Genomic DNA, 24218 nt, shown 5'->3' on the forward strand with positions numbered 1-24218 from the left:
CATGGGAAAGGGCATCGACGCGGCCCTGACCGCGTACAACGCGCTCTGGAAGTGCGCAACACCGCTGCTTAAGCTCAACCACCGCCTGCGCGACGGATGGGACCAGCGCACCCTGACCGGCGGCCTGCCCGCCCGTGCCGATCTCTGGGTCCAGTCGGCCAGCGGCGGCGAGGCGTATCTGACCTGGGAAATACTCAAGGACATGACCCCGCCCGGAGATGCCCCCCTGCGCATTCTCGCCACCGCGACCACCCGGCAGGGATACGAAACACTGTGCCGCGCCGCCGAGGACATCAACGGCCGCAGGCATGGGCTGGCCGTGCAACCCTGGTTCTTTCCCCTGGATGCGCCAGCGGTCATGCGCCGGGTCGCGGCCCATGTCCGGCCTCGTTGCGTCCTGATCCTCGAAACCGAGCTGTGGCCCGGATTTCTCGATGCCTGCCGCAGGCAGGGAACGCGGGTACTGCTGGCCAACGGACGCATGACAGCGCGCAGCCTGGGCGGCTATCTGGCCTGGCCCGAACTTTTCCGCACCCTGGCCCCGGACCGGATCATGGCCGTGTCCGAGGCCGACGGCCGACGCTTCGCCACCCTCTTCGGCCGCGAGCGCGTCGAGGTCATGCCCAACATCAAATTCGACCGCATGACAGCGCCCACTCCCTGGGGACAGCACGACAATCCCCTGGCGCGGATCATCCCCGGCGGGTCGCCTTTCGTGGTCCTGGGCTCGGTGCGCAAACAGGAACAGGCCGAGGTGGCAGGTCTGGCCTCAGGACTGTTGCATGCCCGCCCTTCGGCCATCATCGGGCTCTTCCCGCGCCATCTGCACCACATCCCTCTGTGGCGCAAGGCCCTCGAACGCGCCGGGGTGGCCTGTGCCGAACGCTCGAGCCTGAATGGACCCGCCGCGCCCGGCACGGTGGTGCTTTGGGACACCTTCGGCGAACTGCTCCCGGCCTATGGACTGGCCCGGACAGCCTTTGTGGGCGGCTCCCTGGTACCGCTTGGCGGACAGAACTTCCTTGAGCCCATCACCCGGGGCGTGGTGCCTGTCACCGGCCCGCACTGGAGCAACTTCGCCTGGGTAGGCCGTGAAATCTTCGACTCCGGGCTGGCCGTGTGCGCCGCCGATGGGGCCGAGGCACTCAACGCCCTGCTGCGACTGCTTGACGACCCCCCTTCGCGTGACCATGTTTCGGCAAGGGGCACGGCTTACATCAAGGACCGCAGGGGCGGTGCCCGGGCCGTGCGCAAACAGGTTGCCGATTTTCTCAATTCGGATTAACAACCCTCTGCACGAGACGAGATGAGCACATTTCCCGAGTGTCACGGCATCATCCCGGCGCGGTACGAATCGTCGCGCTTTCCAGGCAAGCCTCTGGTCGAGATCCGAGGCATGCCCATGTTTTGGCACGTCCACGAACGGGCCAGCCGGTGTCCGCAGCTTGCCAGCGTGACCCTGGCCACGGACGATGTGCGAATCCTCGACGCCGCACGCAAGCTTCGAGTGCCCGCGGTCATGACCGGCAGCCATCATCAAAGCGGCACGGACCGGGTGCTGGAAGCGGCCCAGAGCCTGGGCCTCCCCCCCGAGGCCGTGGTGGTCAACATCCAGGGCGACGAGCCCTGCCTTGACCCGGCCATGCTCACGGAACTGCTCACTCCGTTCTCGTTGCCCGAGGTGCGCGTGACCACGCTGGCAACGCCCATCGCCCCGGACGAGGCCGCCTCGCCCGACCGGGTCAAGGTGGTCCGGGCGCACAATGGCCGCGCCCTCTATTTTTCCAGGGCCGTGGTTCCCTTTGACCGCGATGCCGGGCCCGGTGGCCATCTGCTGCACATCGGGCTCTATGCCTTCCGCATGGAGGCCCTGCGACGATTCGGCCAGCTAGAACCAAGCCCGCTGGAACTGCGGGAAAAACTTGAACAGCTCCGTCTGCTTGAAAACGGCGTGGACATATACGTGACCGAAACGAGGCATGCCTGCCATGGCGTGGACAGGCCGGAAGACCTCGAAAAAGTGAAGCATATTCTGGAGAACGACTGATGAAAGCTATTTTGGCCCTTGAAGACGGCACCATTTTCAGGGGATCAAGTTTTACCGGCGAAGGCGAGGCCAGCGGCGAGGTCATCTTCAATACCGGCATGACCGGCTACCAGGAGATCCTGACCGACCCCTCCTACACCGGCCAGATGGTGGTCATGACCTACCCCCTGATCGGCAACTACGGCGTCAACCCGGAGGACGTGGAATCCGCCAATGTCCAGGCTGCGGCCTTCATCGTCAAGGAATGCTGCAAGACCCCGAGCAACTGGCGGGCGACCATGTCCCTGCCCGACTACCTGGCCAAGGCCGGAGTCATGGGCATAGAGGGCATCGACACCCGCGCCCTGACCCGCCATCTGCGCATCCACGGCGCACAGCGGGGATTCATGGCCACCGGCAACATGTCGCCCGACGAGCTTGTGGACCGGGCCAGATCCATCGAGAGCATGGAGGGGCTGAATCTGGCCGACCGCGTCTCCTGCTCCAAACCCTACACCTGGAACGGTTCCCGCCCGGTCTACATCGACGACCTGGGCGTCTTCGTCTGGAAGGGCGTTGGCCCAAAACTGGTGGTCTACGACTTCGGCATCAAGTGGAACATCCTGCGGCTTCTGGCCGACCAGGGATTCGACATGCTCGTGGTCCCCTCCAGCTTCAGCGCGGCCCAGGTGCGCGAGCTCGGACCCGACGCGGTATTCCTGTCCAACGGCCCGGGCGACCCGGCCGCAGTGCACACCGCTGTCGAGGCCACCCGCGAGCTCGCTGCCGACCTGCCCCTGGCGGGCATCTGCCTGGGTCATCAGATTCTCGGGCTGGCCATGGGCGGAACCACCTACAAACTCAAGTTCGGCCACCACGGCTGCAATCATCCGGTGATCGACCTGCACACTGAAAAAATCGAAATTTCCTCACAGAACCATGGCTTCTGCGTGGACATCAAGGGCTTGAACTTTCTTGAACCCACGCATATGAATTTGAATGACAGAACCCTCGAGGGGTTCCGCCACAGAGAAAAGCCGCTGCTGGCCATTCAGCACCACCCTGAGGCTGGCCCCGGTCCACACGACAGCAGCTATTTCTTCGTGCGTTTTCGTGATATGGTCAGGGACAGCACCGGCAAATAAGCGCCTTATCCGAACCGGAACCAACGCAAAGGGCAGGCACCCATGTCAACCGAACTGGTCAATGCACGAAAAAAACTGAACATGGTCAACACCATGCTCAAAAAGGGAAAGTACATGAACGCCGTGCAGTGTATTCACGACGGCCTCATCATGCTGCTCAAGACCCCGACCATCAAATCCGAGCGCGACGAGTTCGAGGACCTCATCAAAAAAGTCACCTACAACCTGAACAACGACCCGGACCTGCGCAAACTCTACCCGCTGGTCATCAGCTACGAACCGGGCAAGGAACGCGCCCTGCTCGACGCCATGCGCGAGCTGCTGCAGGAGTTGCAGAAGGTGCTCAACGAGGAAGTCCAGGAAGACATGCAGGCCATCATGGCCAGAAAACGCGAAGCCCTTGAAAAGGGTCAGTCCCTGCTCGACCAGCAGCAGTGGGACGAAGCTGGCAAGGTCTTTGATGCGCTGGTCAGGGAATTCGGCGGAGACACGGACCTCAAGGCGGACATTGCAGACCGCTACCTCAATGCGGACCGCTACAAGGAAGCCTTTCACATGCTGGACGACGCCCTGCGCGACGATCCCAACGCCATCCACCTCTACAACCGCATCGGCATGGTCCTGCGCAAAATGAAGGACTACGACACCGCCGAAAAATACTATGTCAAGGCCCTCAGCCTGAGCCACGGCGACGAATACCTGCACTACAACATCGGCCGCCTCTACTACGACTGGCGCAAGTGGGCCAAGATGGCCCGGGCCGCCGAGGCAGCCGTCAGCCTCAATCCGGATTTCGCCGAAGCGGTCAAGATGCTCAAATTCGCCAGAAAAAAAATGGCCGAATAACCCAGCCCTTTCCCGTTCTCACCTCCGGTCGCCCTGCTCCCTCCCCGGTTGAGGGTTTGCCCCGCCGACTGATACCGGCACCCTTTACTCCGCCTGGATCGTCTGGTAGACACTCCCTTCCCCGACAAGGGGTGCGGGAGGAAACATGAGTTATTGGACAGAATTGGGATGGATGGTCATACCCATGGTCGGCATTGAGATCGGTTTCGCGCTCCTGATGTGCGCCATTTCACATGCCATGGACAGGAAGCACCGGAACCGCTCCTGACCGCCGGGTATCTGCCCGGGCACAGCGTAGCGTTCCCACTTTCCCTTGACCCCGCATCGGGGTCAGGGGAAAATCTTTTTTGGAGCAGACCAGAAAGGCCGCCCCAAAACCCACGGTGCCCCATGCCAGCCACCTCCGCAACACCCGTCGGCCAGTCCGCCGCCATCCTGACCACTGACATTCTCGTCCTTGGGGCAGGGCTGGCCGGACTGCGTAGCGCCTGGGCCGCCGCCGAGTCAGCCCCCAACCTTTCGGTGACGGTCGTGCGTCCCGGCAACGGGCCGGACGGCTCCTCCTTCGCCAACCGCAACAACGCGCTGGGAATCCAACTGCCGGATACGGATGCGCGGCGGACCGCTTTTTTCTCCGAGGCAATGGCCTTGGCCGCCCCTGGCCTGATCGACCCGGCCCTGGTCACGATCCTGGCCGAAGAGGGCGAGGCCCGAGTGCGCGAACTCATGGCGCTTGGGCTGTGCCTTCGACAGGCCGCCACGGGTGGACCTGCCCGGTTCCCAGGCTGCGGGAGCCACGATCCTCGGGCTCTCGTCTTTGACAACCTCGGCGACGCATTTAATCGATTCTTCGCAAAAACAAGGTGTTGCGGCGTCAACTTTATAAACGGCATCGAGATAATGGGCATTCTGGACGACGGCGGCACGGCTCGGGGAGCGTGGGGTCTCGAATCGGCCACGAACAGGCCGGTGGCATTGGGTGCCAGAGCCGTGGTCATGACCCTGGGCGGCCCGGCACCGCTCTTTGCCCGCCATCAGGCAGGGCCAGGCAACTCCGGTCTGGCGCTTGGCATACTCGCCGAAACCGGAGTCCGAACAGCCAACGAACCATACATTCAGTTCATGTGGGGACGCGAAGACGCCTCTTTCCTCAACCCGGCCCAAGTGCTCGCCCCAGGCAACAGGATTCGGCCGCCTGATCCCGATGCGTCACGAACGGACACCCCCCCGCTTGATCCGCTCCGGCTCGACGCATCCGCCCCCTCCCGCACGCTTGACGGATTACGCTCTGCACGGGCTCTCCATTGCCCCGCTTTCCACCACCGCCCCCAGGCCGTGCTGGACAGACTGCTCCTGCTGGGATTGCACCAGGACGGATTTGCCAGGGTGATTACGCCCGCAGAGACGATCAAGGCCGGGATGTATGCCCATGCGGGCAATGGCGGAGCCGTGGTGGACGAACACGGGGCAACGACCCTGCCCGGCCTCTTTGCTGCAGGAGAATGCGCCACGGGTATGCACGGAGCTAACCGACTGGGCGGCGCCATGGTCCTGGCCACCCAGGTTTTCGGACGCCGTGCGGGGCTGGCTGCGGCTTGCCACGCCGCAGACGCGGAAACAATGGACATGGGGCGTCTTTATAACCTCGGCCAGGAAGAGTTCCGCCATATCAGGAACTCCGGGGACGAATGCCGGGCCTTGCGGAGCATCGCCGACGGCCTTGCCCGACACGCCCTGTTCGGCGGCACACCAGGGGACAGCGACGGACTCGCGGCTTTTCGCACCCGGCTGGCCGAGCTGGCCCGATCTTCGGAAACAAGAATCAGGATTGCGGCCCGGACGGCGCTGCTCGTGTCCAGGCCCACGGATGATCCCTTCCAGCCGGTATTCTGATCGACAGAAACCGGCCCGGACAATCATTTCAGGCTTTCGACAATGGCTGCGGCCGCCTCAAGGTCGTCCACCACGTGGTCCGCACTGTGGCGGCAGCGCGCTTCGTGCTCGGTCCCCTTGCCGGTACGCACAAGAATCGTTGTGGCCCCTACGGCCCGGCCCAGAAGCATGTCCGCCTCCTTGTCGCCGATGACCACGGCCCTGCGCGGATCAAACCCCAGGACGGCCACGGCCTGCTCCACCAAGCCGGGAGCGGGCTTGCGGCAAAGACACCCGGCCTCGGGCGCATGAGGGCAATAAAACACACCGTCAAGCTCCACTCCGCAAGCCGAAAGCAACTCGGCCATGCGCAGGTTGCAGGCGTGGACCGATGCCTCGTCATAATAGCCGCGACCCACTCCGCTCTGATTGGTCAGCACGGCCAGCCGGAGCCCCAAAGCGCTCATGCGGCGCAATCCCTGGACCGCGCCGGGCAGCAACTCCACCCCGGCCGGATCGTTCAGGTAATGCCTGTCGAAGATGATAGTTCCGTCACGGTCGAGAAGGATCGCCTCAACACCCACGATCACGCCCCCGCCGCGGCCAGACGCCTGAGCATGTCCAAAGCGGCCTGAAAACTGCCGATGGACGCCTTGCCCGTGCCCACCAGATCGTAGCCCGTGCCGTGATCCGGCGAGGTCCGCGGACGGGGCAGGCCCAGAGTCACGTTAACCGCCCGGCCAAAGTGCAGAAGTTTAAGCGGACCCAACCCCTGGTCGTGATACATGGCCAATACGGCCGGATAATCGCCCCGGGCAGCGAAGTGAAACAGGGTGTCCGCAGGGAAGGGCCCGGCCACCTCAAGACCTTCGGCCCTTGCCGCCTCCAGGGCAGGCACGATGACCCGCGCCTCTTCGTCGCCGATGCGGCCCGATTCGCCCGCGTGGGGATTAAGACCGCACACGGCCACCGGCCCGCACAGCCCGAGGGTCTCGACAAACCGGACCGTGAGCCTCAGGCAGTGCAGCACCCGCTCGGTGGTGACCAGACCAGCTACCTCGCGCAGGGCCGGGTGAGTGGTGGCGAGGCTGACGCGCAGAACCGGATCGCGATTCTCTCCAGGGCCGGATTCATCGGCCGTGTCCGCATCAGGATCATGACCGCACAGGTGCATACAGACCTGATCAGCGCCCACGCCCAGCCCCTGGGCAAGAAATTCGGTATGTCCAGGAAAATCAAACCCGGCGGCCTGAAGCATGGCTTTGTTCAGCGGGCAGGTAAGCAACCCGTGGACCAGACCTGTCTGCAGCAGGACCACGGCCGTCTCGAGACAGGTTCCCGCGGCCAGCCCGCCCGGCACCGTGGCCCGGCCGGGCGGAAAATCGAGTCCGCGCAAGGCAGCGGGCTCATACGCATAAATCCCGGCCCCCTTGCCCGCGATGGCGGCCGGATCGTCAAGGGACTCCCAGAATACGGGCAGGCCCAGCCGATTGAGTTCACGGTCCAGCACCGCCTCGGGGCCGACCAGAAGCACGCGCTCCTCCCGCCGCCGGGTATGGGCAAAATGCCGGACAACAAGCTCCGGTCCGAGGCCGCAAGGATCGCCGAGGGTAACACACAGGGTCAGCATGGCATGTCCGCCTGTTTGTGGTTGTTTCACGCCCCCGGAGCGAGGGTCACGCGTGGTGCGCCAGCCGGACGCGGAAGTCCGCCAGAATCAGGTCATGGTCAAAGGCGGTGCGCGGAAGCCGGTCCAGAGGGAAAAGCCGGACCTCGCCCGCGTCATCCCCGGCCCGCAGCGTCTCCATGTTTCGGGCCACGCCGGTATAGACCACGCTCATGGTGTGCTGGCGGGGATCGCGAGCCGGGTCGGAATAGACGCCGAGCAGGCCGGTCAGGATCACCTCAAGCCCGGTCTCCTCAAGGCATTCACGCACGGCCGCCCCCTCGCAGGTCTCTCCGCAATCCACGAATCCGCCGGGCAAGGCCCAGCCCAGGGGCGGGTTGGCTCTGTTGACGAGCACCACCGAGTCCTCGCCGGGTGCGCTGCCCGGCACCAGGATGACCACGTCCACCGTAGGAACAGGGTTGCAGTAAGGCGACAGCTCGCCCCCGCAATGCGGACAGTTCTTTCTTGACTCCATTGCAACGCTCCAAGGAGCCGTCGGGCCGACCGGCGGCAGTGTCTAGGCCGGTTCGGCAATGGTCACGGAAAAGCCCTTGTCGCAGAGCTTCTTGACCGACACCGCTCCGTCGCGCAGAACCTCGAGCCGGGTGGCGCCGAGTACGCGGATGACTGTGGACGGTTTGCCGCCCTTGGGCCAGGGCGGGTCCACATAGGCCGCACCGACCATCTCCATGAGCTGGGGCGAAAGATCCTCGGGCAGAGCTACCGGGGCCTCGCCGCCCAGATTGGCACTGGTGGCCACGATGGGACGGCGCAGGCGGCGGGAAAGTTCCGAGGCAAAGGGATGCCCGCTCCAACGCACCGAGGTGTAGCCATCATCGTCCGAAAGATTCGAAGGCAGACCCGGCAGCGCCCTGACCAGGATGGAAAGCGGCCCGGGCCAAAAGGCGCTGGCCAGTTGCAACAGGGCTGAGGGCCTGTCGTCAGTGACCAGGCCGAGCATGTCCACCCCGCCGATGATCAAAGGCAGCGGCTTGGCCGCTGTCCTCCCCTTGATCTGCATGACCTTGTCGCAAGCCGCCGCATTGGTGGCATCGCACCCCAATGCGTAGAGAGTCTCGGTGGGATAGACGACGACTTCTCCTGCGGCCATGGCCTTGAGTAGATTCTGCAAATGTGCCTCCAATGGTGCGCAATGCTGACAGCGGCCGCCTTCCGAGGGCTGTCCGGCCGGGCATGGAAACTTGGCCGAATATGTATACCCGAACGGACGGCCTTTCAATGAAAAAGTGGCCCAAGACGGCCCTCAGCGGCCATACCAGTCCGCCCGCAGGGCGGCCAGCTCTGCGGCTCCGAAGGACGGCGCGTCGTACATGCCCGCCCCATGCCGCTGGGTGAACGCCTCGTACAGGATGATGGCCGCGGCCACCGACACGTTGAGGCTCTGCACCATGCCCTGCATGGGAATGTACACTTCATCGGGAACCAGGGCGGCCAATTCGGGCGAGGTGCCCCTGTGCTCGTTGCTCAAGACCACGGCCGTGGGCCGGGTGAAGTCAAAATCCATCACCGGCCGGGCCGTGGGCGAGAACCCGGTACGCAGCACCTGACCGCCCTCCTGGTTCAGCACCTCCACCATGGCCCCCGCGTCCACATGCTGATGGAGCCGAATCCACTTCTTGGCCGACCCCGAACTCTTCCTGCCCAAATCCGGCCACTGCGAGGTGGTGTAGTACAAATGCACGTCCGACACCCCGAAGGCGTCGCAGCTGCGCAACACGGCCGACACATTGTGCGGATCCCAGATATTGTCCATAATCAGGGTCAGATCCTTTTGCCGCCGGGACAACACTCCCTCTATCCGCTGCTTTCTCTTTTCCGATATTTCGCGTCTCATTGCGGTTTGGTACCCGAAGACAGCACTTCAGCGCAAGGAGGTCGGGGAGTCGGCCCGCCACGGGACGGGGCATTATTTTTTTAAGCAAGTTATTGACAAATTTTTCCATTACATAGGAAAAGGTAAATGACTCTTTCACAGGTCCAAGAATCAGGGGACGCCGATGCGAGCACTCATAGTCGAAGACGAATTTCTGAGCAGAAAGGTTCTGAAATCCTTCCTGATGACACTTTTTGAAGTGGAGATCGTGGTCAATGGCCGCGAGGCCATAGAAGCCTTCCGGCTGGCGCATAGGGAAAAACAACCCTACTCCCTCATTCTCATGGACATCATGATGCCCGAGGTGGACGGCATCGAGGCCCTGCGCCGGATCAGGGAGATGGAAGACAAGGAGGGCCTCGCTCCGAAGGTCAAGGTGATCATGACCACGGCCCTTGACGATCCGCAGACGGTCATGAAATCCTTCTACGACGGCGAGGCCTCGGCCTACATAGTCAAGCCCGTGGTCAAGGAAAAACTCTACAAGGAGCTTGAGAAGCTCAACCTTCTCAGCAAGTAGAACGAGGAACAACCATGAGCGACGACCCGATGGTGGAGGAGTTTTTCTCCGAGGTCAACGACAAGTACTACCCCCAGGTGATGGAGGGACTGGAACTGCTCGAAGGAGGCGAGGTCGCCCAGGGAGTGGAGATTCTCTCGCGCCCGCTGCACACCATCAAGGGCGTCACAGGCTTCATGCCCGGCTTCGAGCCCGCCTCTCACTTCACCCACAAGATCGAAGACTTCCTGAAGAAAGTCCAGTCTGGCGAGGTGGAGCCTGCCCAGGAGAATCTCACCCTGCTTTCCAGGGGGATCAACATGATCTTCCAGGTACTTGAGCAGCTCAGAGACGACACCGTTGACGAGGAGGAGCAGGAAGAGGTGCTGACCCTCATAGCCGAAGCCTCGGCCAGCCGACAGACCGACACCGAAGCTGTCGGCGCCGGAGTGGAGGTGCGCGTGCGCGATGCTGTCACCGTCATCAGCGTGCGCGACCCCCGGGTTCACCTGGAGGGGCACTACAAGCCCATCATCTCCGCCGTCCTCGGTGTGGAGCCGGGCGACAAAATATTGCTTGATCTGAGCGGAGTGCTGACCTTCGGCTCCACGGCCTGGGCCACGGTGGCCAGCATGGGTTCCACCTTCACCATCGCCGCCTGTGGCTTGAGCCCCGCAGCCAAGCAGACCCTCTACGCCTGGGGGTTCGACGCCACCATCGCAGTGTATCCCGACGAAGATACATATTTTTCGACGCACTAAGGAGATTCCATGCAGGACAGCATCAGCAAATGCATCGAAGACATCGAGAAACAGATTCTCGACATGGCGGATACCGGCACCGGAGCCGGAGAAGCCGTGGATGCGCTCGGGCTGTCGCACATGAAGCTTTCCAGTGCGGGCGTCATCGCTGTCCTCGACATGCTCACCGACGGCATCACCCCGGTCAACGACGACATCGTCACGGCCATGCTCGGCGTATGCGAAGCGCAAAAGCGCTTTCTCTTCGCCGTTTCCGGCCAGCTCGACACGGACGCCGCAGCCATGGGCCGCATGGAGTCGCGCCCATGCGCTGAAAAAGAAGAACGATTCGAAAACGAAGAGGAAGCGGCCAAGGCGTTTCTGGACCCGGCCGAGGTTTCCGCCGAAACGGGGCAGGAGAAAGATCACGAAAGCAAGCAAACGGACAAGACTCCGGAAACCAGGGAAGAGGCCCAATCCAGAGCGGACAAATCACTGGCACCACAGGCCATCTCCTCTATCCGGGTACCCACGGACAGACTCGACCGGGTCATTGAGCTGGTGGGTAAACTCATGGTCACTTATGCGGTCATCGCCCAGGGCGGAGCCCGCAACCTCGCCCAGATGGCCGCCTCGTTGCGCGAGTTGGACAACGTCATCAGCCGTTTGCAAAAGGAAGTGGACGCCATCCGCCTGGTGCCCCTCAAGCAGATATTCATGCCCATGCACCGGCTGGTGAAGAGCCTGAGCCAGAAAATCGGCAAGAAGCTCGAATTTACCGTGCGCGGGGACGATCTGGCCCTGGACAAAACCATTGTGGAGAGCCTTAACGAACCCTTGGTCCATCTGCTGCGCAATGCCGTGGACCACGGGCTGGAAACCACCGAAGGCCGTAGGCAGGCGGGCAAGGACGAGACCGGCAACGTCATTCTTTCGGCCTGGCGCAAGGGCGACAACGCCTTCATCCAGGTGCGCGACGACGGACGCGGGCTCGACCCGGACCGCATTCTGGCCAAGGCCCTGGAAAAGGGGCTGGCCGACCCTGACAAGACCTACGAAACCCCAGAAATTCTGCAATTCGTTCTCCAATCCGGCTTCTCGACCGCAGAGAAGATCACCGATGTTTCGGGCCGGGGCGTGGGCATGGACGCGGTGATCAACGTCATCCGCACCACCCTTGATGGCGACATTGCCATTGAAAGCACCCTGGGCCAGGGGGCCTCCTTCACCATCTCCATCCCCCTGGACAGATCAGCCAACGAAGGCATTGTGGACGCCCTGGTCTGCAAGGTGGGCGGCGACACCTTCATCGTGCCCAGCCGCGACGTGGTCGAGATATACATGCCCCGCATCCACGACGTGGTCGGCCTGCCCGACGGACGCGAGACCGTGGACGTGCGCGGCGAAGTCCATTCCCTGCTCCGGCTGGCGGACCTGCTGGGCCTTGAGCCGGAGGTCACGGACATCCAGATGGCCCAGGCCATCGTGGTCCGCGTGGGCGAATACAAGGCCGCCATCCTGGTGGACGAGGTTCTCAGACAGCAGCAGGTGGTCATCACCGGCTTCACCGTGCCGGTGGAAGAGATATTCCACATCCCCATCCTCGGTTTCGGCATGATGGGCGAATCCGACGCCCTGGTCATCGACACGGAAGAAATTCTTCACTATTTCGAGGAACTTCGCGGAATATCCGCCGAGACGGCCTGACACGCCCCCCTCATCCATGACACCGTGGCGACAGCCGTGCGCCACAGGAGCGCCACGGCCCAAGGCGTACCGTGTCGCTTGCCTGACAAGCCCACTTCGAGTATGGACATCCGGCATCCCCGGTCCGTAACGGCCGAGCCGTGCGGTCCGGCAACAAAAGACCAGCCGCCTGTCACGGCCACATCGTCATGCCCGGCCCACTCCGGCCGATTCCCTGAGAGGCCGGGCCGCAGTCTCGCCCCGGAGCCGCTGCAAGAACTCCGAGACACGCGCCACAGTCGGCCCAAGGGCCTTTGACCCATGACAATAGCCAAAGCCCCCAAGGACTTCACATGAACCCCCTTTGCACTTCCCGCTCTCACTGCTCTCTGTTCGGCCTCGCCTTGCGCCTCATTGCCCCCGCGGCCCTCTGCATGATCATGGCACTGCTGCCCGGCCAGGCCCAGGCCCATAGCGTCCGCGACGATACCGGGCGTGTCATAGAAGTAAACCAGCCCTTCACGCGGATCATTTCGCTCTATGCCGCGCACACGGAAAACCTCTTTCAACTCGGTCTGGACGATGCCATCATCGGCGTCACCGATCGGGAGGACTTCCCCTCCACCGCACTGGAAAAACCTGCATTCACCGCTCGCGACACCGCAGAAAGATTTCTGAACGCAGGCCCGGACCTCGTCCTCATCCGCCCCGAGCAGCGGGCCGCCCACGCCGCCCTTTGGGCCGATCTGGAGCGGCAGGGCGTCATCGTGGCCGCCATGGAGCCGTCCACTGTCCCGGAAATGTACGACTATTGGCGCAGACTGGGCATCCTCACCGGCAGGGAGGTGCAGGCCGAGGAAATGGTCGGCCAGTTCAAGGACGGGCTGTTCATGGCCCGGCAGCGGGTGGATAGCATCGATCCGGCCCAGCGGCCCGGCGTCTTCTTCGAGTCCATCCACCGCAGAATCTCCACCTTTTCCCCAAACTCAATGCCCATCTTCGTCATGGAAACGGCAGGCGGTCGCAACGTGGCCGCAGACGCCGCCTCGCGTCCGGGCACCACTATCGCGGACTACGGCCTGGAGCGGATGCTGGCAAAGTCCTCGGAGATCGATGTCTACCTCACCCGGTACGGGGAGATGAATCCGGTGAACGTCAAGGACATCACCACCAGCCCGGCGGCATCGCACATCAAGGCCGTGCGCGACCGCAATGTCTTTCTTGTGGACGAGCGGCTCGTGTCGCTGCCCACCATGCGTCTGCTCCGCGGCATCGATGCGATCCACACCCTGCTGCACCCCACAATGTGGAACTGACAAACGCCCGGCGCGTGACGCCAACGGGAGATTCCAGCACATGACACGAAAAGGCACCCTCTACGGCATCGGCGTCGGCCCCGGCGACCCGGAACTGCTCACGCTCAAGGCGGTCAGCGCCCTGGGACGGGTGGATGTCGTCTTTGCCGCCTCCTCCACCAAAAACGACTACTCCACGGCCTACGGCATAGCCCGCCCCCACCTCAAGGAAGGAGTGCGCGTGGAGCACCTCGGCTTTCCCATGACCAAGGACGAAGCCGAACTCGATGCCGCCTGGGCCGTCAACGCCCGGGCCGTGTCCCAAGTGCTCAATCAGGGAATGGACGCCGCCTTCCTGACCCTGGGCGATCCGCTGACCTATTCCACCTACGGCTATCTCCAGCGCACCCTGCTGAAAATAGACCCGACCATCAGGCTCGAAGCCATTCCGGGCATCACGTCGTTCCACGCGGCGGCCGCCCGCATCGGGCTTGTGCTCTGCGAATCAAAGGAGTCGCTGCTCGTCACCTCCGGCGTGTCCGACCAAACGAACCTTGAAGCCCAGCTTGACGTGGCCGACAACGCTGTTATCCTCAAGACGTACAAGAACTTCGAGCAAATCCGGGCCACACTGGAACGGCTCAGGCTCTCGGACAAGACAGTGCTTGTCTCGCGCCTGGGCATGGACGGCGAATCCATCCTCATGGACATCAGGGACGCTCCAGCCACGCCCCACTACTTCTCGCTGGCCCTGGTCAAGAAAAACACCGGAGACTGAGAGCGCCGGAACATGAAAAAAGCCATCGTCCTTGCCGCCTTCGGCTCACGCCACGAAAACGCCATCGCCTCCCTGGCCCGCATCACGGAATGTGTCCGCCGCGTACATCCCGACACCCCGGTGTGCGTGGCCTACACCTCAAGGACCATCCGAGGCCACATGGCCAGGGCGGGCGAGGCGGTGGAATCCGTGGCCGAAGCCCTGGACAGGCTGCTGGCCGAAGAAGTCACCCATGTGGTCGTCCAGTCCCTGCACCTGATCCCGGGCACAGAGTTCCACGGCCTGCTGGAGCTTGCCAACGAACGCATGCTCAAGCGCGATGGTTTCAGCCGGGTCGAGGTGGGTTTTCCCCTGGTGGCGGGCGAAGCCGGGGTGGACAGGGTGGTGGACGCCATCCTGGCCGAAGCCCTGGACGGCCGAGGCGAGCACGACGCCGTGCTCTTCATGGGACACGGCACCAAACACGACGGCAACGTCTACTACGATTGCCTGCACCGGGCATTTCAGGCCCGCGACAAGGCCGTGCACATGGGGGCCATGGAGGCCGAGCCCGGTATCGACACCATCATCGAGCGCTTCACCGCAGGCGGGGTCAAACGCGCCTATCTCCTTCCCTTCCTCTTCGGAGCAGGCTGGCACACCGCCCGCGACATGGTGGGCGAGGAAGCAACCAGCTGGAAGACCCGGCTCGAAAACGCGGGCATCGAATGCGTCCCAGTGCTCAAGGGAGCGGGCGAATACAACGCCCTGGTGGACATCTGGCTGGCCCACCTGGACGACGCCATGCGCCGCCTCACCCGCTGCTGAACCGTCTCCCCATCACCGGACCTGCCTACCGGACGAGTTGCGCATTTACAGGCGCCTGGGCATGGGCTAATCTGCCCGCCACAAGGACGAAACCGTGAGCATACTGATACACACAGCCGACGGCGGTTGCCTGAACCTTGAGCCGCGCCCGGAAGAAAGCCTGGCCCGGACAATCGTTCTGAGCCGCCTCTGGCACGGCGTGCCACTCTGCTCCGGCCTGGGCAAATGCGGCCTGTGCCGGGTGCGATTCCTCTCCCCTGCGCCCGCCCACACGCCCGAGGAAGCCAGAAAGCTCGGCCCCGAGGCCCTTGCCCAGGGGTGGCGGCTGGCCTGTCTGCATCCGTCCGAACCCTGCGAGGTGGAAGTCCCGGCCCCGGTGCGTAGCGCCCGCGCCGTACGTGATTTGTCTCCGGCCAGAGGGGATTTCTCCCTGGCGGTGGACCTCGGCACCACCTCGCTCCACTGGGCTGTCCTGATCGACGGAAAACCCGTGACCATGGGCCAGGAACTGAACCCCCAGGCCGGCCTGGGCAGCGAAGTCATGTCCCGGCTGGCCGTGGCGGCCACGGCCGAGGGACGCTTGGCGCTGCGCACCCTGATCCTCGACCGGCTGACCGACATCGCGGCCACGGCCGCTCGGGACACGGGCGGATCGTGTCTCGCCCTGGCCGTGTCCGGCAACCCGGCCATGACCTACATCCTGCTGGGCATTCCCCCCGACGGGCTGGCCGCCGCACCCTATGCCCTGAGTTACGCGGGCGGCGACGAACAGCCGCTGGGGGCCGGGCTGCCCCCGGCCAACATCCCCCCCCTGCTGGCCCCTTTCGTGGGCGCCGACATCAGCGCAGGGCTGGTGGCCATCGAGTACGACGGCGCAGCGAGGTATCCTTTTTTACTGGCCGACATGGGCACCAACGGCGAGTTTGTCCTGGCCCTGTCTCCCAAGCGGCGGCTGGTGGCCAGCGTCCCTCTGGGGCCGGCCCTGGAGGGCGTGGGCCTTTCCTTTGGTCGCACGGCCGGGCCATCCACCATCACCGGCTTCAGGCTGACACCGCAGGGCCTCGCCCCCGTGCGCTTTGAAGGGGACGCGGCCCAAGGGCCGCCCACTGCCATGACCGGCACGGGCTATCTCTCCCTGGCCGCCATCCTGCTGCGCCAAGGCGTGCTGGACCGGGCAGGCCACTTCGGTCCCGGCTCCACCCCGCTGGCCGCCCGGTTGGCGGCCCGGCTGACCACCCTGGAGGGCGAACCCGCCCTGGCCCTTGATGACGGCCTGTTCCTCCCGGCTTCAGACTTGGAGGAGATCCTCAAGGTCAAGGCGGCCTTCAACCTGGCCATGTCGGCCCTTCTGACCGAGGCCGGGCTGTCCCCGTCCGGGCTGGCCGCAGTGCACATCGCCGGGGCCCTGGGCGAACATGTCTCCCTGGATGACCTGGAAACATTGGGTTTTCTACCGCCCGGCCTGGGGGCCAGGACCATCAAGGCGGGCAACACCTCGCTCAAAGGCACCGCGAAACTCGTCACCGACTCCCGGGCGCTGGCCTTTGCGCGCACACTGCCGGACACCATAACCGCCCTTGACCTGACCGCCGATCCCGCCTTTGGCGACAGGTTCATGCAAAGGATGCGCTTCACCCATGTCGATTGAAACCCTGTTCCCGGAAATCACGCCTGGAAACGCGGCCGAGCTGGAACGCTTCGGCGACATCCTCAAGCAGGTATGGCCTCTCAAGGCCAAGCACCGCGAGCAGCTCAAGTACGACATCCGCGACATGTCGCGCAGCCTGACCAACGAACGCGCAGAGCGGCGTCCCGACTATATGGGCGAGGCCCGGTTCCTCTCGCCCTACCTGTGTTATTTCCTGCCCTGGAACCTCTACCGCATGTCGCGGCTCTTCGGCGGCATGGAGCTGGACATCCCGGAAGACGGCGAGATAACGGACCTCGGCTCCGGGCCGCTCACCGCTGTCATCGCCCTGTGGATGTCACGGCCGCACCTGCGCGGACGCAGGCTCAACTTCACCTGTCTCGACCGTGTGCCCAAGGCCATGCAGGCGGGCCTTGCGCTCTTCAACGCCCTGGCCGGGGACACCCCGTGGCGGATCAGGACAGCCAAGGCAGCCTTCAGCGACCGCATCCAGCGCAAGGCCGATCTGATCATTGCGGCCAACGCCCTCAACGAATTGGACTGGTCTGGCAGGACCGCCCGGCCCCAGGCGGAAAAACTCGCCCGGCACCTTATCGGCGCCTGCAAGGACACAGGGCGCGTCCTGCTCATTGAAACCGGAGTGCGCCTGACTGGCCGCATCATCGCCGAGATGCGCGGCCAGTTCCTGGCCCAGGGGTTCAAACCCATCGCGCCCTGCCCCCACGCCGGGGAATGTCCCATGCCCGCCACGGGCCAGGGGGCGCCGTGGTGCCACTTCAATCTCTCGGTCAAGGGCGCACCCCGCTGGCTCGAACTGCTTTCGTCCGAGGCGCGGCTCGAAAAGACCGGCGTTTCCCTCAACTTTCTCTACCTCTCGCGCAAGGGAGGCAAGGATTTCGGCGCAGTGCGCCTCATATCCGAACCCTTCCCCCTGCACGGCGGCCTTGGGCAATACGCCTGCTCCGACCAGGGACTGACCCTTGTGGATTACGGCCCGAAACAGCGCCCACTGCTCCCCGGGCAGGGCATGATCCCGCAGTGGCCCGCCACTCCGCGAAAAGACCTTAAATCCGGGGCGCTGCTGCTGCCCTTCAAGCCCGCCATCAAAGAAAAATGACCATCATCGATCTCGGACTCATCGGCTATGCCCGGGCTGAGACGATCCAGCTGGAAACCCTGGACAAGGTCATCTCTGGCGAGTGCGGCAACACGCTCTTTCTGCTGGAACATCCCAAGGTCATCACCCTGGGCCGTCAGGGCGGAACCGAGAATCTGCATGTCAATCCCGCCTTCCTGGCCGCCCAGGGCATAGAACTGGCCCGCACCGCGCGCGGGGGCAACATCACCTGCCACTTTCCGGGCCAACTGGTGGCCTACCCCGTCTGGCGGGTGGAAAAGCGCCCCGGCGGCATGCGTCGCTTCTTCCACGACATGGAGGCTGCGGTCATCGCCACCTGCGCCGCCTTCGGGGTCGATACCGTGCGCCGCCCCGGCCATCCCGGCGTATGGGTGGACGAAAACCGCAAAATATGCTCAATGGGCATCGGTGTCCGCCGCTGGGTCACGTATCATGGCCTGGCCCTCAATGTGGGACGCGACGTAAGCCTGTTCGACACAATCACCCTGTGCGGCATCCAGGGCGCGAGGCCCACATCCCTCAGCGCCGAGGCGGGCCGCGACATCACCATCAAGGAAGTCAAGCATGTCTTTGCCCGCGAATTTGGAAAAGCCTTTGCGGATTCCGCCCTGGCTGCGGATCAGGCTGCCCGGCAATGAGCAGTTCGCCTCCACGGCCGGGCTCATGGACGACCTGCGCCTGAACACGGTCTGCCAGAGCGCAAAATGCCCCAACAAGTGGGAGTGTTTCTCCAGGAACGTGGCCACGTTCCTGATCATGGGCAGCGTGTGCTCCCGCAATTGCGCCTTCTGCAACATCACGCCTGGCCGCCCGACGCCCCTGGAAGACGACGAACCGGCCCGCGTGGCCGAAGGAGCTCGCAGGCTGGGCCTCACACACGTGGTCATCACCTCGGTCACACGCGACGATCTGCCCGACGGCGGGGCCACCCATTTCGCCGCCACCATCAGGGCCGTGCGCTCGACCCTGCCGGGCTGCACCGTTGAGGTGCTCATCCCGGACTTTCAGGGCGACGAGGCAGCCTTGGACACCATCTTCGCGGCAAGGCCCGACGTGCTCAACCACAATCTGGAGACTGTGCCTGCTCTGTACCCGGCCATCCGGCCCCAGGCCGACTACCGCCAGAGCCTGAGGCTCCTTGAACGGTCAAAGGGGATGGCCCCGGACATCCCCACCAAGAGCGGCATCATGGTCGGGCTTGGCGAGACCGATGCCCAGATCCTGCCCGTGCTCGACGACCTTGCCGCCGCAGGCTGCGACATCGTCACCATCGGCCAGTACATGCGCCCCACCCGCCAGCACCCCCCGGTGGACCGCTATGTGGAACCCGCCGTCTTCGACTCCTACGCAGACCAAGGCAGGCAGCGCGGCATCCGCCACGTCTTCAGCGCCCCCTTGGTCCGCTCAAGCTACAACGCGGCGCAGTTCGTGGGATCAGTAGGCAGCTAACCGGGCGCGGACTGCAAGGCGTTCGGCCGGGGCCGGACAAACAAGAGGCAGGGGCGGCTCACGACAGGCCCGATGCCCGGCATTGCTCCAGTCCTGATCGATCCAACACCTTCACATCCTTGCCCTGGACATCCACAAGCCCGGCCTCGCTCATTTTCCTCAATGCGCGGGAGAGTGCCTCGGGCGTGGCGCCGATGATCTTGGCCAGCTCTCGATGGGTTATGGACAACGTGACAGCGCCTCCGGCCGCTGCCGACAAGAAATAGGCGGCCAGCCGGGACGGCAACTGCCTGAGGGACAAGGCGTCGATCATGTCCATGGCCTCCTTGAGACGACGCGACATCACCCGCAATATCTGCAACAGCATACCCGGATCTTCCGCCACGAGCCTTTCCAGTTCCACCGGAGGGATGACCAGCACGGTGCTCGATTCCAATGCGGCCATATTGGCCGGAAGCTGACCGTCGGAAAAAACGGAGCAGAGACAAAACGGTTCGCCCGGATCGAAAATGAAGATCGTCTGCTCCCGCCCCTCCTCGGACATCTTGAAGAGCTTGACCCTCCCCGCAATAAGCAGATGCAGCCCTTGCGCCGATGCCTGCTCGCTGAAATACAGCCCGCCAGCGGGAATCGTTTCAACACTCGCCGACCGCGCCAGCCGCTCGACCTGTTCTCTCTCCAGGTGAGAGAACAGCGGGAGCGTTCCGATGATTTCCACAATTCTCGGCGTGTCCATTTTTTCCTTACGCATTGATCGAGGTCAATGCCGGCCAGACACCATCGGGGCATCATGGGACAAACAGTATGAAACCAAGGAGGTCCCATGCCCGCTTACGCCATTCAATGCCCCTATTGCCATGCCCCGCAGCACGCGGAACACCCCGGCGGCTATGCCCCCATGTATGTCAATTGCCCAACCTGCGAGAAGCGTTTCATCCTTGAACCCGTTGCCAACGGAGTCAAGACCTACCGGATGAACGAGGCTCCCTGCTGCTCCGACCCGGACTGCCGCGCAGCGGAGATGGGCGACACCGGCAACGACTGACAGACCCTGCCACCAAAAAGAAACCTTCAGGAGAGGTCATGAGCAAATATCAGTTCATCATTTCCGCAGGGCCGGAAAACCCGGTCCGCGCCACCCGGTCCGTCATGTTCGCCACCAAGGCCGTCGACGAAGGGCATCAGGTCGCCCTTTTCCTTGTGGACGACGCCGTTTATCTGACCAACCCGATGCTGACAGAGCATGTCCGGGCCGCCACTGGCGACACGCTCATGCAGTATCTCCAGGTCATTTTGGATCAAAGCATAGAGGTCATGGTCTGCCTCCCCTGCGCCAAGGCCCGGGGCATAGACGAATCCGCCCTGCCGCGCAACTGGCGGCTGGCAAAAGGGATCGAAGCCATCCGGCGCAATGAAGACGGATGGAACACCTGGACATTTTAACCTGGAGCGCCCCATGTGGTCTTTTCTGCAAACCATCACGAAAAAACTGACTCTGGCCATTCCCCTCATGATGGCCCTTGGATTCGCTTACGGCGTCAGCGCCGAGACCGCGTGGCTCAAGGGCATGATCATTCCCTTCACCTTTCTCATGGTCTACCCGATGATGGTCACTCTGAACATCAAAAAAGTGTTCGAGGGCGGCGACACCAAGGCCCAGATCATCACCCTCGGGGTCAACTTTCTGATAACCCCGTTCCTGGCCTGGGGTTTGGGGCTGACGTTTTTTGCCGATCTCCCATACATGGCCCTTGGTCTGCTTCTGGCCGGACTGGTGCCGACCAGCGGAATGACCATATCCTGGACCGGCTTTGCCAAAGGCAACATGGCCGCGGCGGTGAAGATGACCGTCATCGGCCTTGTGGCGGGATCGCTGGCAACTCCGTTTTACGTTCAGGGGCTCATGGGCGCGGCTATTGCCCTGGATATTGGGGCCGTCGTCAGCCAGATTTTCTTCATCGTGTTCCTGCCCATGGCGCTTGGCTTCGTCACGCAGCGCCTCCTGGTCCGCAAGTTCGGCCAAGAGCATTTTCAGCAGCGCATCGGGCCAAGATTCCCGGTGCTCTCCACCATCGGCGTGCTGGGGATCGTGTTCGTGGCCCTGGCGCTCAAGGCCCGCACCATCGCCGCCTCGCCCGAGCTGCTTGTGACCATCCTCGTGCCTCTGCTGCTGCTCTACGGCATCAACTTCACGATCAGCACGGTCATAGGGAAATGGCTGCTCAACAGAGGCGACGCCATCGCCATGGTTTACGGATCAGTTATGCGCAACCTGTCCATCGCCCTGGCCATCGCCATGAACGCCTTTGGCGAGCAGGGGGCGGACGCGGCCCTGGTTGTGGCGCTGGCCTACATCATCCAGGTGCAGTCGGCGGCCTGGTATGTCACCTTCACCCCTCGCCTCTTTGGTCCGCCAAAGGCGGCAAACACCCTGTCCTGAAAAGACGCCTAGGAGAAACACCGTGCTCCCGACCATCAAAAACATCCTCTATGCAACCGACCTCTCGACCAATGCCCGGCTGGCCCTGAGCTATGCGGCTGTCCTGGCCGACCGTCACGATGCGAACGTGACCGTCCTGCATGTGCTGCCAGACTCCCTTGAACTCCTCAGCGAACAGGCCGGCATGGATCTGGCAGAGGTCTTCGGCGAAAAGGCCGCCTACTGGATTGACAAGGGGGAAAAGGAAAAAACCATCCATGCAATCCATGAGCGACTGGAAACCATTGCCCACGAAGACTTCAAGGTGCCCGGCAGTTCCTCCCATCTCGCCGGGGCCAGGGTCGAGGTGGTTTGCGGCGATGCGGCGCAACGCATCGTCGCCGCAACGAAAAGCGGAGACTTCGATCTCGTCGTGATGGGAACCCATGGCCAGACGGGGTTGATGGGCATATTGCTCGGCAGCGTCGCCACCGAGGCCATTCGTCACAGCAAGATTCCGATCCTGGTCGTTCCCCTGCCCGATTGAACAAACCCGCGGCGGGCTGGACACGTTTCCTGCCCGCCGCATGTCAACTTTTGCCGCTTGCAGCGGACGCCGACGCGATCCATTCCATTCGCCGGGGCAGGCGGTCTACTCCAGCCAGTCACGGATGCGCAGATCAATAGTCGGGATGCCCCGGTAGCGGTCGATCTTGGGGGTGAAGGCGAAACGCATGGCCTGCCCCTTGGTGTTGCGAGGAAAATCGCGGCCCATGCGCCATGCCTTGCCGGGCAGTCTGGCCCCGGTTTCGGCATCGGCCAGCACGAGCTTGACGTGCTCGTTGTCGCGTCCGAAGAGGCGGTAGTCGGCCACGGTCACGGGCGCTGAGGCGAAGACGGGCTCGGGATTGCCCACGCCAAAAGGCTGGAGCATTTCGAGTTCGTTGAGCAGGGTGTTGGTGATCGCGCCAAAGGGCAGCTGGCGGTCGAGCTTGAGGGTCGGGGTCAGCGGATCAGGGCCGAGCTTGGCCATGACCGCTTGGTTGAATGCCTCCCGCAGGGCGTCAATATTGGCCGGATCGAGCGAGAGCCCGGCCGCCTGCTGATGACCGCCGAAACCGGCCAGCAGGGAAGCGACCGCCTTGAGCCCCTCATGCAGGTCAAACTCCGAAATGCTCCGGCCAGATCCCTTGAGCAGGCCGTTTTCCCCGGATGAGCAAAGCATGAGCGCGGGCCGGTAGAAGCGCTCGGCCACCCGCGAGGCCACAATGCCGATGATGCCCGGATGCCAGTGATCGGCGTGAAGCACCAACCCGGCCATGTGCCGCATGGTTTCGGCCTGGGCCAACGCCTCCTCGGCGATCTCCTGTTCCTGGCGGCGACGCTCGGTATTGATGGCGTCGAGTTCCCTGGCGATGGGCATGGCCTCGTCGAGGGTGGCGGCCAGCAGGAGCGCCAGCGCCTTGCCCGGATCGCCCATGCGCCCTGCCGCATTGACCCGCGGGGCGAGGTTGAAGCCGATCTGCCCGGCCCCCAGCTCTGCTCCGCGCTCATAGTCGCTGACCATCTTGAGGGCGGCCATGCCCGGCCGGGCGGCCTCTTTGATGAACAAAAGGCCGTTCTTGACCAGGATGCGGTTCTGGCCGGTGAGCCGGACCACGTCGGCCACGGTGCCCAGCGCCACCAGATCAAGCAGGGGGCGCACATCCATCGGCTCGCCGGGCAGCATCCGGTTCAGGGCGCAGGCGAGCATGAAAGCCACCCCCACCCCGGCCAGATCATCGCACGGGCCGCCCTCACGCAGGCGCGGATCGCAGACGGCATGGGCGTCGGGCAGTGTGTCGCCGGGCAGGTGGTGGTCGGTCACGGCCACCAGCATGCCAAGCTCCCGGGCACGGGCCACAGGAGCGATGTCGGAGATGCCGCAATCCACGGTCAGAAGTACGCCCGCACCCCGGTCGACCAGCCGCTCCACGCCCGGAATGTTCAGGCCGTACCCCTCCTCCATGCGGTTCGGCAGGTGGTGGAGGACCTCGATGCCGTGTGCGGCGAAAAACTCTTTGAGCAGGGCCGTGGCCGTGATGCCGTCCACGTCATAGTCGCCCCAGACCGCCAGGGTGCGCCCCTCGGCCAGGCCGCGCACCACCACCTCGGCAGCATCCAACAGACCGGGAATCTCCGATGGACGGGCCAGATGGCGTAGTCCCGGCGAAAGGAAACGGTCCATCTCCTCCACAGAGGCCAATCCGCGATTCCAGAGGATGTCCACGATAAGCGGAGACACGGACAGTTGATCGGCCATGGCCT

Annotated in this window: 27 protein-coding genes; 20 read left to right on the forward strand and 7 right to left on the reverse strand. The window is 63.7% G+C overall.

All coding sequences use genetic code 11. The annotated features are described in order from the left end of the window. Position 1: 1 nt before the first annotated feature. The 6 genes from GKC30_RS01020 to GKC30_RS01040 all read left to right on the forward strand — a co-directional run bounded on the left by GKC30_RS01020 (position 2) and on the right by GKC30_RS01040 (position 5910). Positions 2 to 1285 (forward strand): 3-deoxy-D-manno-octulosonic acid transferase, encoded by a 1284-nt coding sequence (locus GKC30_RS01020; RefSeq protein ID WP_155931634.1) that lies wholly within the window; start codon positions 2 to 4, stop codon positions 1283 to 1285. A gap of 21 nt (positions 1286 to 1306) precedes the next feature. Then, the gene (gene kdsB / locus GKC30_RS01025; protein ID WP_155931636.1) at positions 1307 to 2047 is read left to right on the forward strand and encodes a 3-deoxy-manno-octulosonate cytidylyltransferase; all 741 of its coding nucleotides are present in this window, start codon (positions 1307 to 1309) and stop codon (positions 2045 to 2047) included. Further along, entirely contained in the window at positions 2047 to 3171 is a 1125-nt protein-coding gene (carA, locus tag GKC30_RS01030; RefSeq protein ID WP_155931638.1) for a glutamine-hydrolyzing carbamoyl-phosphate synthase small subunit, read from the forward strand. The genes kdsB and carA overlap by 1 nt, the downstream gene beginning before the upstream one ends. A gap of 42 nt (positions 3172 to 3213) precedes the next feature. Then, a complete protein-coding gene (locus tag GKC30_RS01035; protein WP_155931640.1) occupies positions 3214 to 4017 on the forward strand; it encodes a tetratricopeptide repeat protein in 804 nt (267 codons plus the stop codon). Between the two features lie 145 nt (positions 4018 to 4162). Then, a complete protein-coding gene (locus tag GKC30_RS15095) occupies positions 4163 to 4285 on the forward strand; it encodes a hypothetical protein (protein ID WP_269203795.1) in 123 nt (40 codons plus the stop codon). A gap of 122 nt (positions 4286 to 4407) precedes the next feature. Further along, positions 4408 to 5910: an FAD-binding protein gene (locus tag GKC30_RS01040; protein ID WP_155931642.1), complete on the forward strand. Its 1503-nt coding sequence runs from the start codon at positions 4408 to 4410 to the stop codon at positions 5908 to 5910. 23 nt (positions 5911 to 5933) lie between these two features. Here GKC30_RS01040 and GKC30_RS01045 read toward each other — a convergent pair whose 3' ends face one another. The 5 genes from GKC30_RS01045 to GKC30_RS01065 all read right to left on the reverse strand — a co-directional run bounded on the left by GKC30_RS01045 (position 5934) and on the right by GKC30_RS01065 (position 9413). Beyond that, entirely contained in the window at positions 5934 to 6479 is a 546-nt protein-coding gene (locus GKC30_RS01045) for a D-glycero-alpha-D-manno-heptose-1,7-bisphosphate 7-phosphatase (RefSeq protein ID WP_367613908.1), read from the reverse strand. Continuing rightward, on the reverse strand, positions 6476 to 7519 hold the full coding sequence (pdxA, locus tag GKC30_RS01050) for a 4-hydroxythreonine-4-phosphate dehydrogenase PdxA (RefSeq protein ID WP_155931644.1): 1044 nt from the start codon (positions 7517 to 7519) through the stop codon (positions 6476 to 6478). The genes GKC30_RS01045 and pdxA overlap by 4 nt, the downstream gene beginning before the upstream one ends. Before the next feature lie 46 nt (positions 7520 to 7565). Continuing rightward, a complete protein-coding gene (locus GKC30_RS01055; protein ID WP_155931646.1) occupies positions 7566 to 8033 on the reverse strand; it encodes an NUDIX domain-containing protein in 468 nt (155 codons plus the stop codon). 42 nt (positions 8034 to 8075) lie between these two features. Continuing rightward, the gene (locus tag GKC30_RS01060; RefSeq protein WP_155931648.1) at positions 8076 to 8690 is read right to left on the reverse strand and encodes an L-threonylcarbamoyladenylate synthase; all 615 of its coding nucleotides are present in this window, start codon (positions 8688 to 8690) and stop codon (positions 8076 to 8078) included. A gap of 132 nt (positions 8691 to 8822) precedes the next feature. Beyond that, on the reverse strand, positions 8823 to 9413 hold the full coding sequence (locus GKC30_RS01065) for a TrmH family RNA methyltransferase (RefSeq protein ID WP_155931650.1): 591 nt from the start codon (positions 9411 to 9413) through the stop codon (positions 8823 to 8825). Between the two features lie 163 nt (positions 9414 to 9576). Between GKC30_RS01065 and GKC30_RS01070 the strand changes: the two genes are divergently transcribed. From GKC30_RS01070 to lipA, 10 genes are all read left to right on the forward strand, one after another. Further along, a complete protein-coding gene (locus GKC30_RS01070; protein WP_155931652.1) occupies positions 9577 to 9972 on the forward strand; it encodes a response regulator in 396 nt (131 codons plus the stop codon). Between the two features lie 14 nt (positions 9973 to 9986). Further along, positions 9987 to 10712 (forward strand): Hpt domain-containing protein, encoded by a 726-nt coding sequence (locus tag GKC30_RS01075; protein WP_155931654.1) that lies wholly within the window; start codon positions 9987 to 9989, stop codon positions 10710 to 10712. 9 nt (positions 10713 to 10721) lie between these two features. Next, the gene (locus tag GKC30_RS01080; protein WP_155931656.1) at positions 10722 to 12398 is read left to right on the forward strand and encodes a chemotaxis protein CheA; all 1677 of its coding nucleotides are present in this window, start codon (positions 10722 to 10724) and stop codon (positions 12396 to 12398) included. A 413-nt stretch (positions 12399 to 12811) separates the two neighbouring features. Then, positions 12812 to 13693 carry an ABC transporter substrate-binding protein gene (locus GKC30_RS01085; protein ID WP_155931658.1) on the forward strand — a complete coding sequence of 294 codons (882 nt, stop codon included), beginning with the start codon at positions 12812 to 12814 and terminating at the stop codon, positions 13691 to 13693. Positions 13694 to 13733: 40 nt separating this feature from the next. Then, complete coding sequence (gene cobI / locus GKC30_RS01090) at positions 13734 to 14450, forward strand: precorrin-2 C(20)-methyltransferase (protein WP_155931660.1); 717 nt, start codon at positions 13734 to 13736, stop codon at positions 14448 to 14450. Positions 14451 to 14462: 12 nt separating this feature from the next. Next, positions 14463 to 15257 carry a sirohydrochlorin cobaltochelatase gene (locus GKC30_RS01095; RefSeq protein WP_155931662.1) on the forward strand — a complete coding sequence of 265 codons (795 nt, stop codon included), beginning with the start codon at positions 14463 to 14465 and terminating at the stop codon, positions 15255 to 15257. A 94-nt stretch (positions 15258 to 15351) separates the two neighbouring features. Further along, complete coding sequence (locus GKC30_RS01100) at positions 15352 to 16905, forward strand: ASKHA domain-containing protein (RefSeq protein ID WP_367613909.1); 1554 nt, start codon at positions 15352 to 15354, stop codon at positions 16903 to 16905. Continuing rightward, complete coding sequence (locus GKC30_RS01105; protein ID WP_155931665.1) at positions 16895 to 18022, forward strand: small ribosomal subunit Rsm22 family protein; 1128 nt, start codon at positions 16895 to 16897, stop codon at positions 18020 to 18022. The genes GKC30_RS01100 and GKC30_RS01105 overlap by 11 nt, the downstream gene beginning before the upstream one ends. After that, positions 18019 to 18681: a lipoyl(octanoyl) transferase LipB gene (lipB, locus tag GKC30_RS01110; protein ID WP_155931667.1), complete on the forward strand. Its 663-nt coding sequence runs from the start codon at positions 18019 to 18021 to the stop codon at positions 18679 to 18681. The genes GKC30_RS01105 and lipB overlap by 4 nt, the downstream gene beginning before the upstream one ends. Beyond that, positions 18608 to 19492, forward strand: a complete 885-nt coding sequence (lipA, locus tag GKC30_RS01115; RefSeq protein ID WP_155931669.1) for a lipoyl synthase — start codon at positions 18608 to 18610, stop codon at positions 19490 to 19492. The genes lipB and lipA overlap by 74 nt, the downstream gene beginning before the upstream one ends. Positions 19493 to 19550: 58 nt before the next feature. Here lipA and GKC30_RS01120 read toward each other — a convergent pair whose 3' ends face one another. After that, positions 19551 to 20243, reverse strand: coding sequence for a Crp/Fnr family transcriptional regulator (locus GKC30_RS01120; RefSeq protein WP_231116983.1), 693 nt, complete (start codon positions 20241 to 20243; stop codon positions 19551 to 19553). Between the two features lie 72 nt (positions 20244 to 20315). Here GKC30_RS01120 and GKC30_RS01125 point away from each other — a divergent pair, with 72 nt between their 5' ends. From GKC30_RS01125 to GKC30_RS01140, 4 genes are read left to right on the forward strand one after another with little or no spacing between them, the layout of a single operon-like run. Then, positions 20316 to 20537, forward strand: a complete 222-nt coding sequence (locus GKC30_RS01125; RefSeq protein ID WP_155931671.1) for a hypothetical protein — start codon at positions 20316 to 20318, stop codon at positions 20535 to 20537. 38 nt (positions 20538 to 20575) lie between these two features. Beyond that, positions 20576 to 20935, forward strand: coding sequence for a DsrE family protein (locus GKC30_RS01130; RefSeq protein WP_155931673.1), 360 nt, complete (start codon positions 20576 to 20578; stop codon positions 20933 to 20935). Between the two features lie 13 nt (positions 20936 to 20948). Then, the gene (locus tag GKC30_RS01135) at positions 20949 to 21932 is read left to right on the forward strand and encodes an arsenic resistance protein (RefSeq protein ID WP_155931675.1); all 984 of its coding nucleotides are present in this window, start codon (positions 20949 to 20951) and stop codon (positions 21930 to 21932) included. Positions 21933 to 21954: 22 nt separating this feature from the next. Continuing rightward, positions 21955 to 22458 (forward strand): universal stress protein, encoded by a 504-nt coding sequence (locus tag GKC30_RS01140; RefSeq protein WP_367613910.1) that lies wholly within the window; start codon positions 21955 to 21957, stop codon positions 22456 to 22458. Positions 22459 to 22563: 105 nt separating this feature from the next. On the opposite strand, the gene recJ is transcribed toward GKC30_RS01140, so the two are convergent. Continuing rightward, on the reverse strand, positions 22564 to 24213 hold the full coding sequence (gene recJ / locus GKC30_RS01145; RefSeq protein ID WP_231116984.1) for a single-stranded-DNA-specific exonuclease RecJ: 1650 nt from the start codon (positions 24211 to 24213) through the stop codon (positions 22564 to 22566). Positions 24214 to 24218 lie beyond the last annotated feature (5 nt).

The organism is Pseudodesulfovibrio alkaliphilus (genome assembly GCF_009729555.1).
In the GTDB taxonomy this organism is placed as follows: domain Bacteria; phylum Desulfobacterota; class Desulfovibrionia; order Desulfovibrionales; family Desulfovibrionaceae; genus Pseudodesulfovibrio; species Pseudodesulfovibrio alkaliphilus.

What these genes read in the sequence shown, in the direction of transcription:
- GKC30_RS01070 (WP_155931652.1), top strand. Translation starts at nt 9,577, where the DNA reads ATGCGAGCACTCATAGTCGAAGACGAATTTCTGAGCAGAAAGGTTCTG.
- GKC30_RS01035 (WP_155931640.1), top strand. Translation starts at nt 3,214, where the DNA reads ATGTCAACCGAACTGGTCAATGCACGAAAAAAACTGAACATGGTCAAC.
- lipA (WP_155931669.1), top strand. Translation starts at nt 18,608, where the DNA reads ATGTCTTTGCCCGCGAATTTGGAAAAGCCTTTGCGGATTCCGCCCTGG.
- GKC30_RS15095 (WP_269203795.1), top strand. Translation starts at nt 4,163, where the DNA reads ATGAGTTATTGGACAGAATTGGGATGGATGGTCATACCCATGGTCGGC.
- GKC30_RS01085 (WP_155931658.1), top strand. Translation starts at nt 12,812, where the DNA reads ATGATCATGGCACTGCTGCCCGGCCAGGCCCAGGCCCATAGCGTCCGC.
- GKC30_RS01105 (WP_155931665.1), top strand. Translation starts at nt 16,895, where the DNA reads ATGTCGATTGAAACCCTGTTCCCGGAAATCACGCCTGGAAACGCGGCC.
- GKC30_RS01075 (WP_155931654.1), top strand. Translation starts at nt 9,987, where the DNA reads ATGAGCGACGACCCGATGGTGGAGGAGTTTTTCTCCGAGGTCAACGAC.
- GKC30_RS01130 (WP_155931673.1), top strand. Translation starts at nt 20,576, where the DNA reads ATGAGCAAATATCAGTTCATCATTTCCGCAGGGCCGGAAAACCCGGTC.
- GKC30_RS01125 (WP_155931671.1), top strand. Translation starts at nt 20,316, where the DNA reads ATGCCCGCTTACGCCATTCAATGCCCCTATTGCCATGCCCCGCAGCAC.
- GKC30_RS01055 (WP_155931646.1), bottom strand. Translation starts at nt 8,033, where the DNA reads ATGGAGTCAAGAAAGAACTGTCCGCATTGCGGGGGCGAGCTGTCGCCT.
- GKC30_RS01080 (WP_155931656.1), top strand. Translation starts at nt 10,722, where the DNA reads ATGCAGGACAGCATCAGCAAATGCATCGAAGACATCGAGAAACAGATT.
- recJ (WP_231116984.1), bottom strand. Translation starts at nt 24,213, where the DNA reads ATGGCCGATCAACTGTCCGTGTCTCCGCTTATCGTGGACATCCTCTGG.
- kdsB (WP_155931636.1), top strand. Translation starts at nt 1,307, where the DNA reads ATGAGCACATTTCCCGAGTGTCACGGCATCATCCCGGCGCGGTACGAA.
- GKC30_RS01120 (WP_231116983.1), bottom strand. Translation starts at nt 20,243, where the DNA reads ATGCGTAAGGAAAAAATGGACACGCCGAGAATTGTGGAAATCATCGGA.
- GKC30_RS01135 (WP_155931675.1), top strand. Translation starts at nt 20,949, where the DNA reads ATGTGGTCTTTTCTGCAAACCATCACGAAAAAACTGACTCTGGCCATT.
- lipB (WP_155931667.1), top strand. Translation starts at nt 18,019, where the DNA reads ATGACCATCATCGATCTCGGACTCATCGGCTATGCCCGGGCTGAGACG.
- GKC30_RS01020 (WP_155931634.1), top strand. Translation starts at nt 2, where the DNA reads ATGGGAAAGGGCATCGACGCGGCCCTGACCGCGTACAACGCGCTCTGG.
- GKC30_RS01065 (WP_155931650.1), bottom strand. Translation starts at nt 9,413, where the DNA reads ATGAGACGCGAAATATCGGAAAAGAGAAAGCAGCGGATAGAGGGAGTG.
- carA (WP_155931638.1), top strand. Translation starts at nt 2,047, where the DNA reads ATGAAAGCTATTTTGGCCCTTGAAGACGGCACCATTTTCAGGGGATCA.
- GKC30_RS01040 (WP_155931642.1), top strand. Translation starts at nt 4,408, where the DNA reads ATGCCAGCCACCTCCGCAACACCCGTCGGCCAGTCCGCCGCCATCCTG.
- GKC30_RS01095 (WP_155931662.1), top strand. Translation starts at nt 14,463, where the DNA reads ATGAAAAAAGCCATCGTCCTTGCCGCCTTCGGCTCACGCCACGAAAAC.
- cobI (WP_155931660.1), top strand. Translation starts at nt 13,734, where the DNA reads ATGACACGAAAAGGCACCCTCTACGGCATCGGCGTCGGCCCCGGCGAC.
- pdxA (WP_155931644.1), bottom strand. Translation starts at nt 7,519, where the DNA reads ATGCTGACCCTGTGTGTTACCCTCGGCGATCCTTGCGGCCTCGGACCG.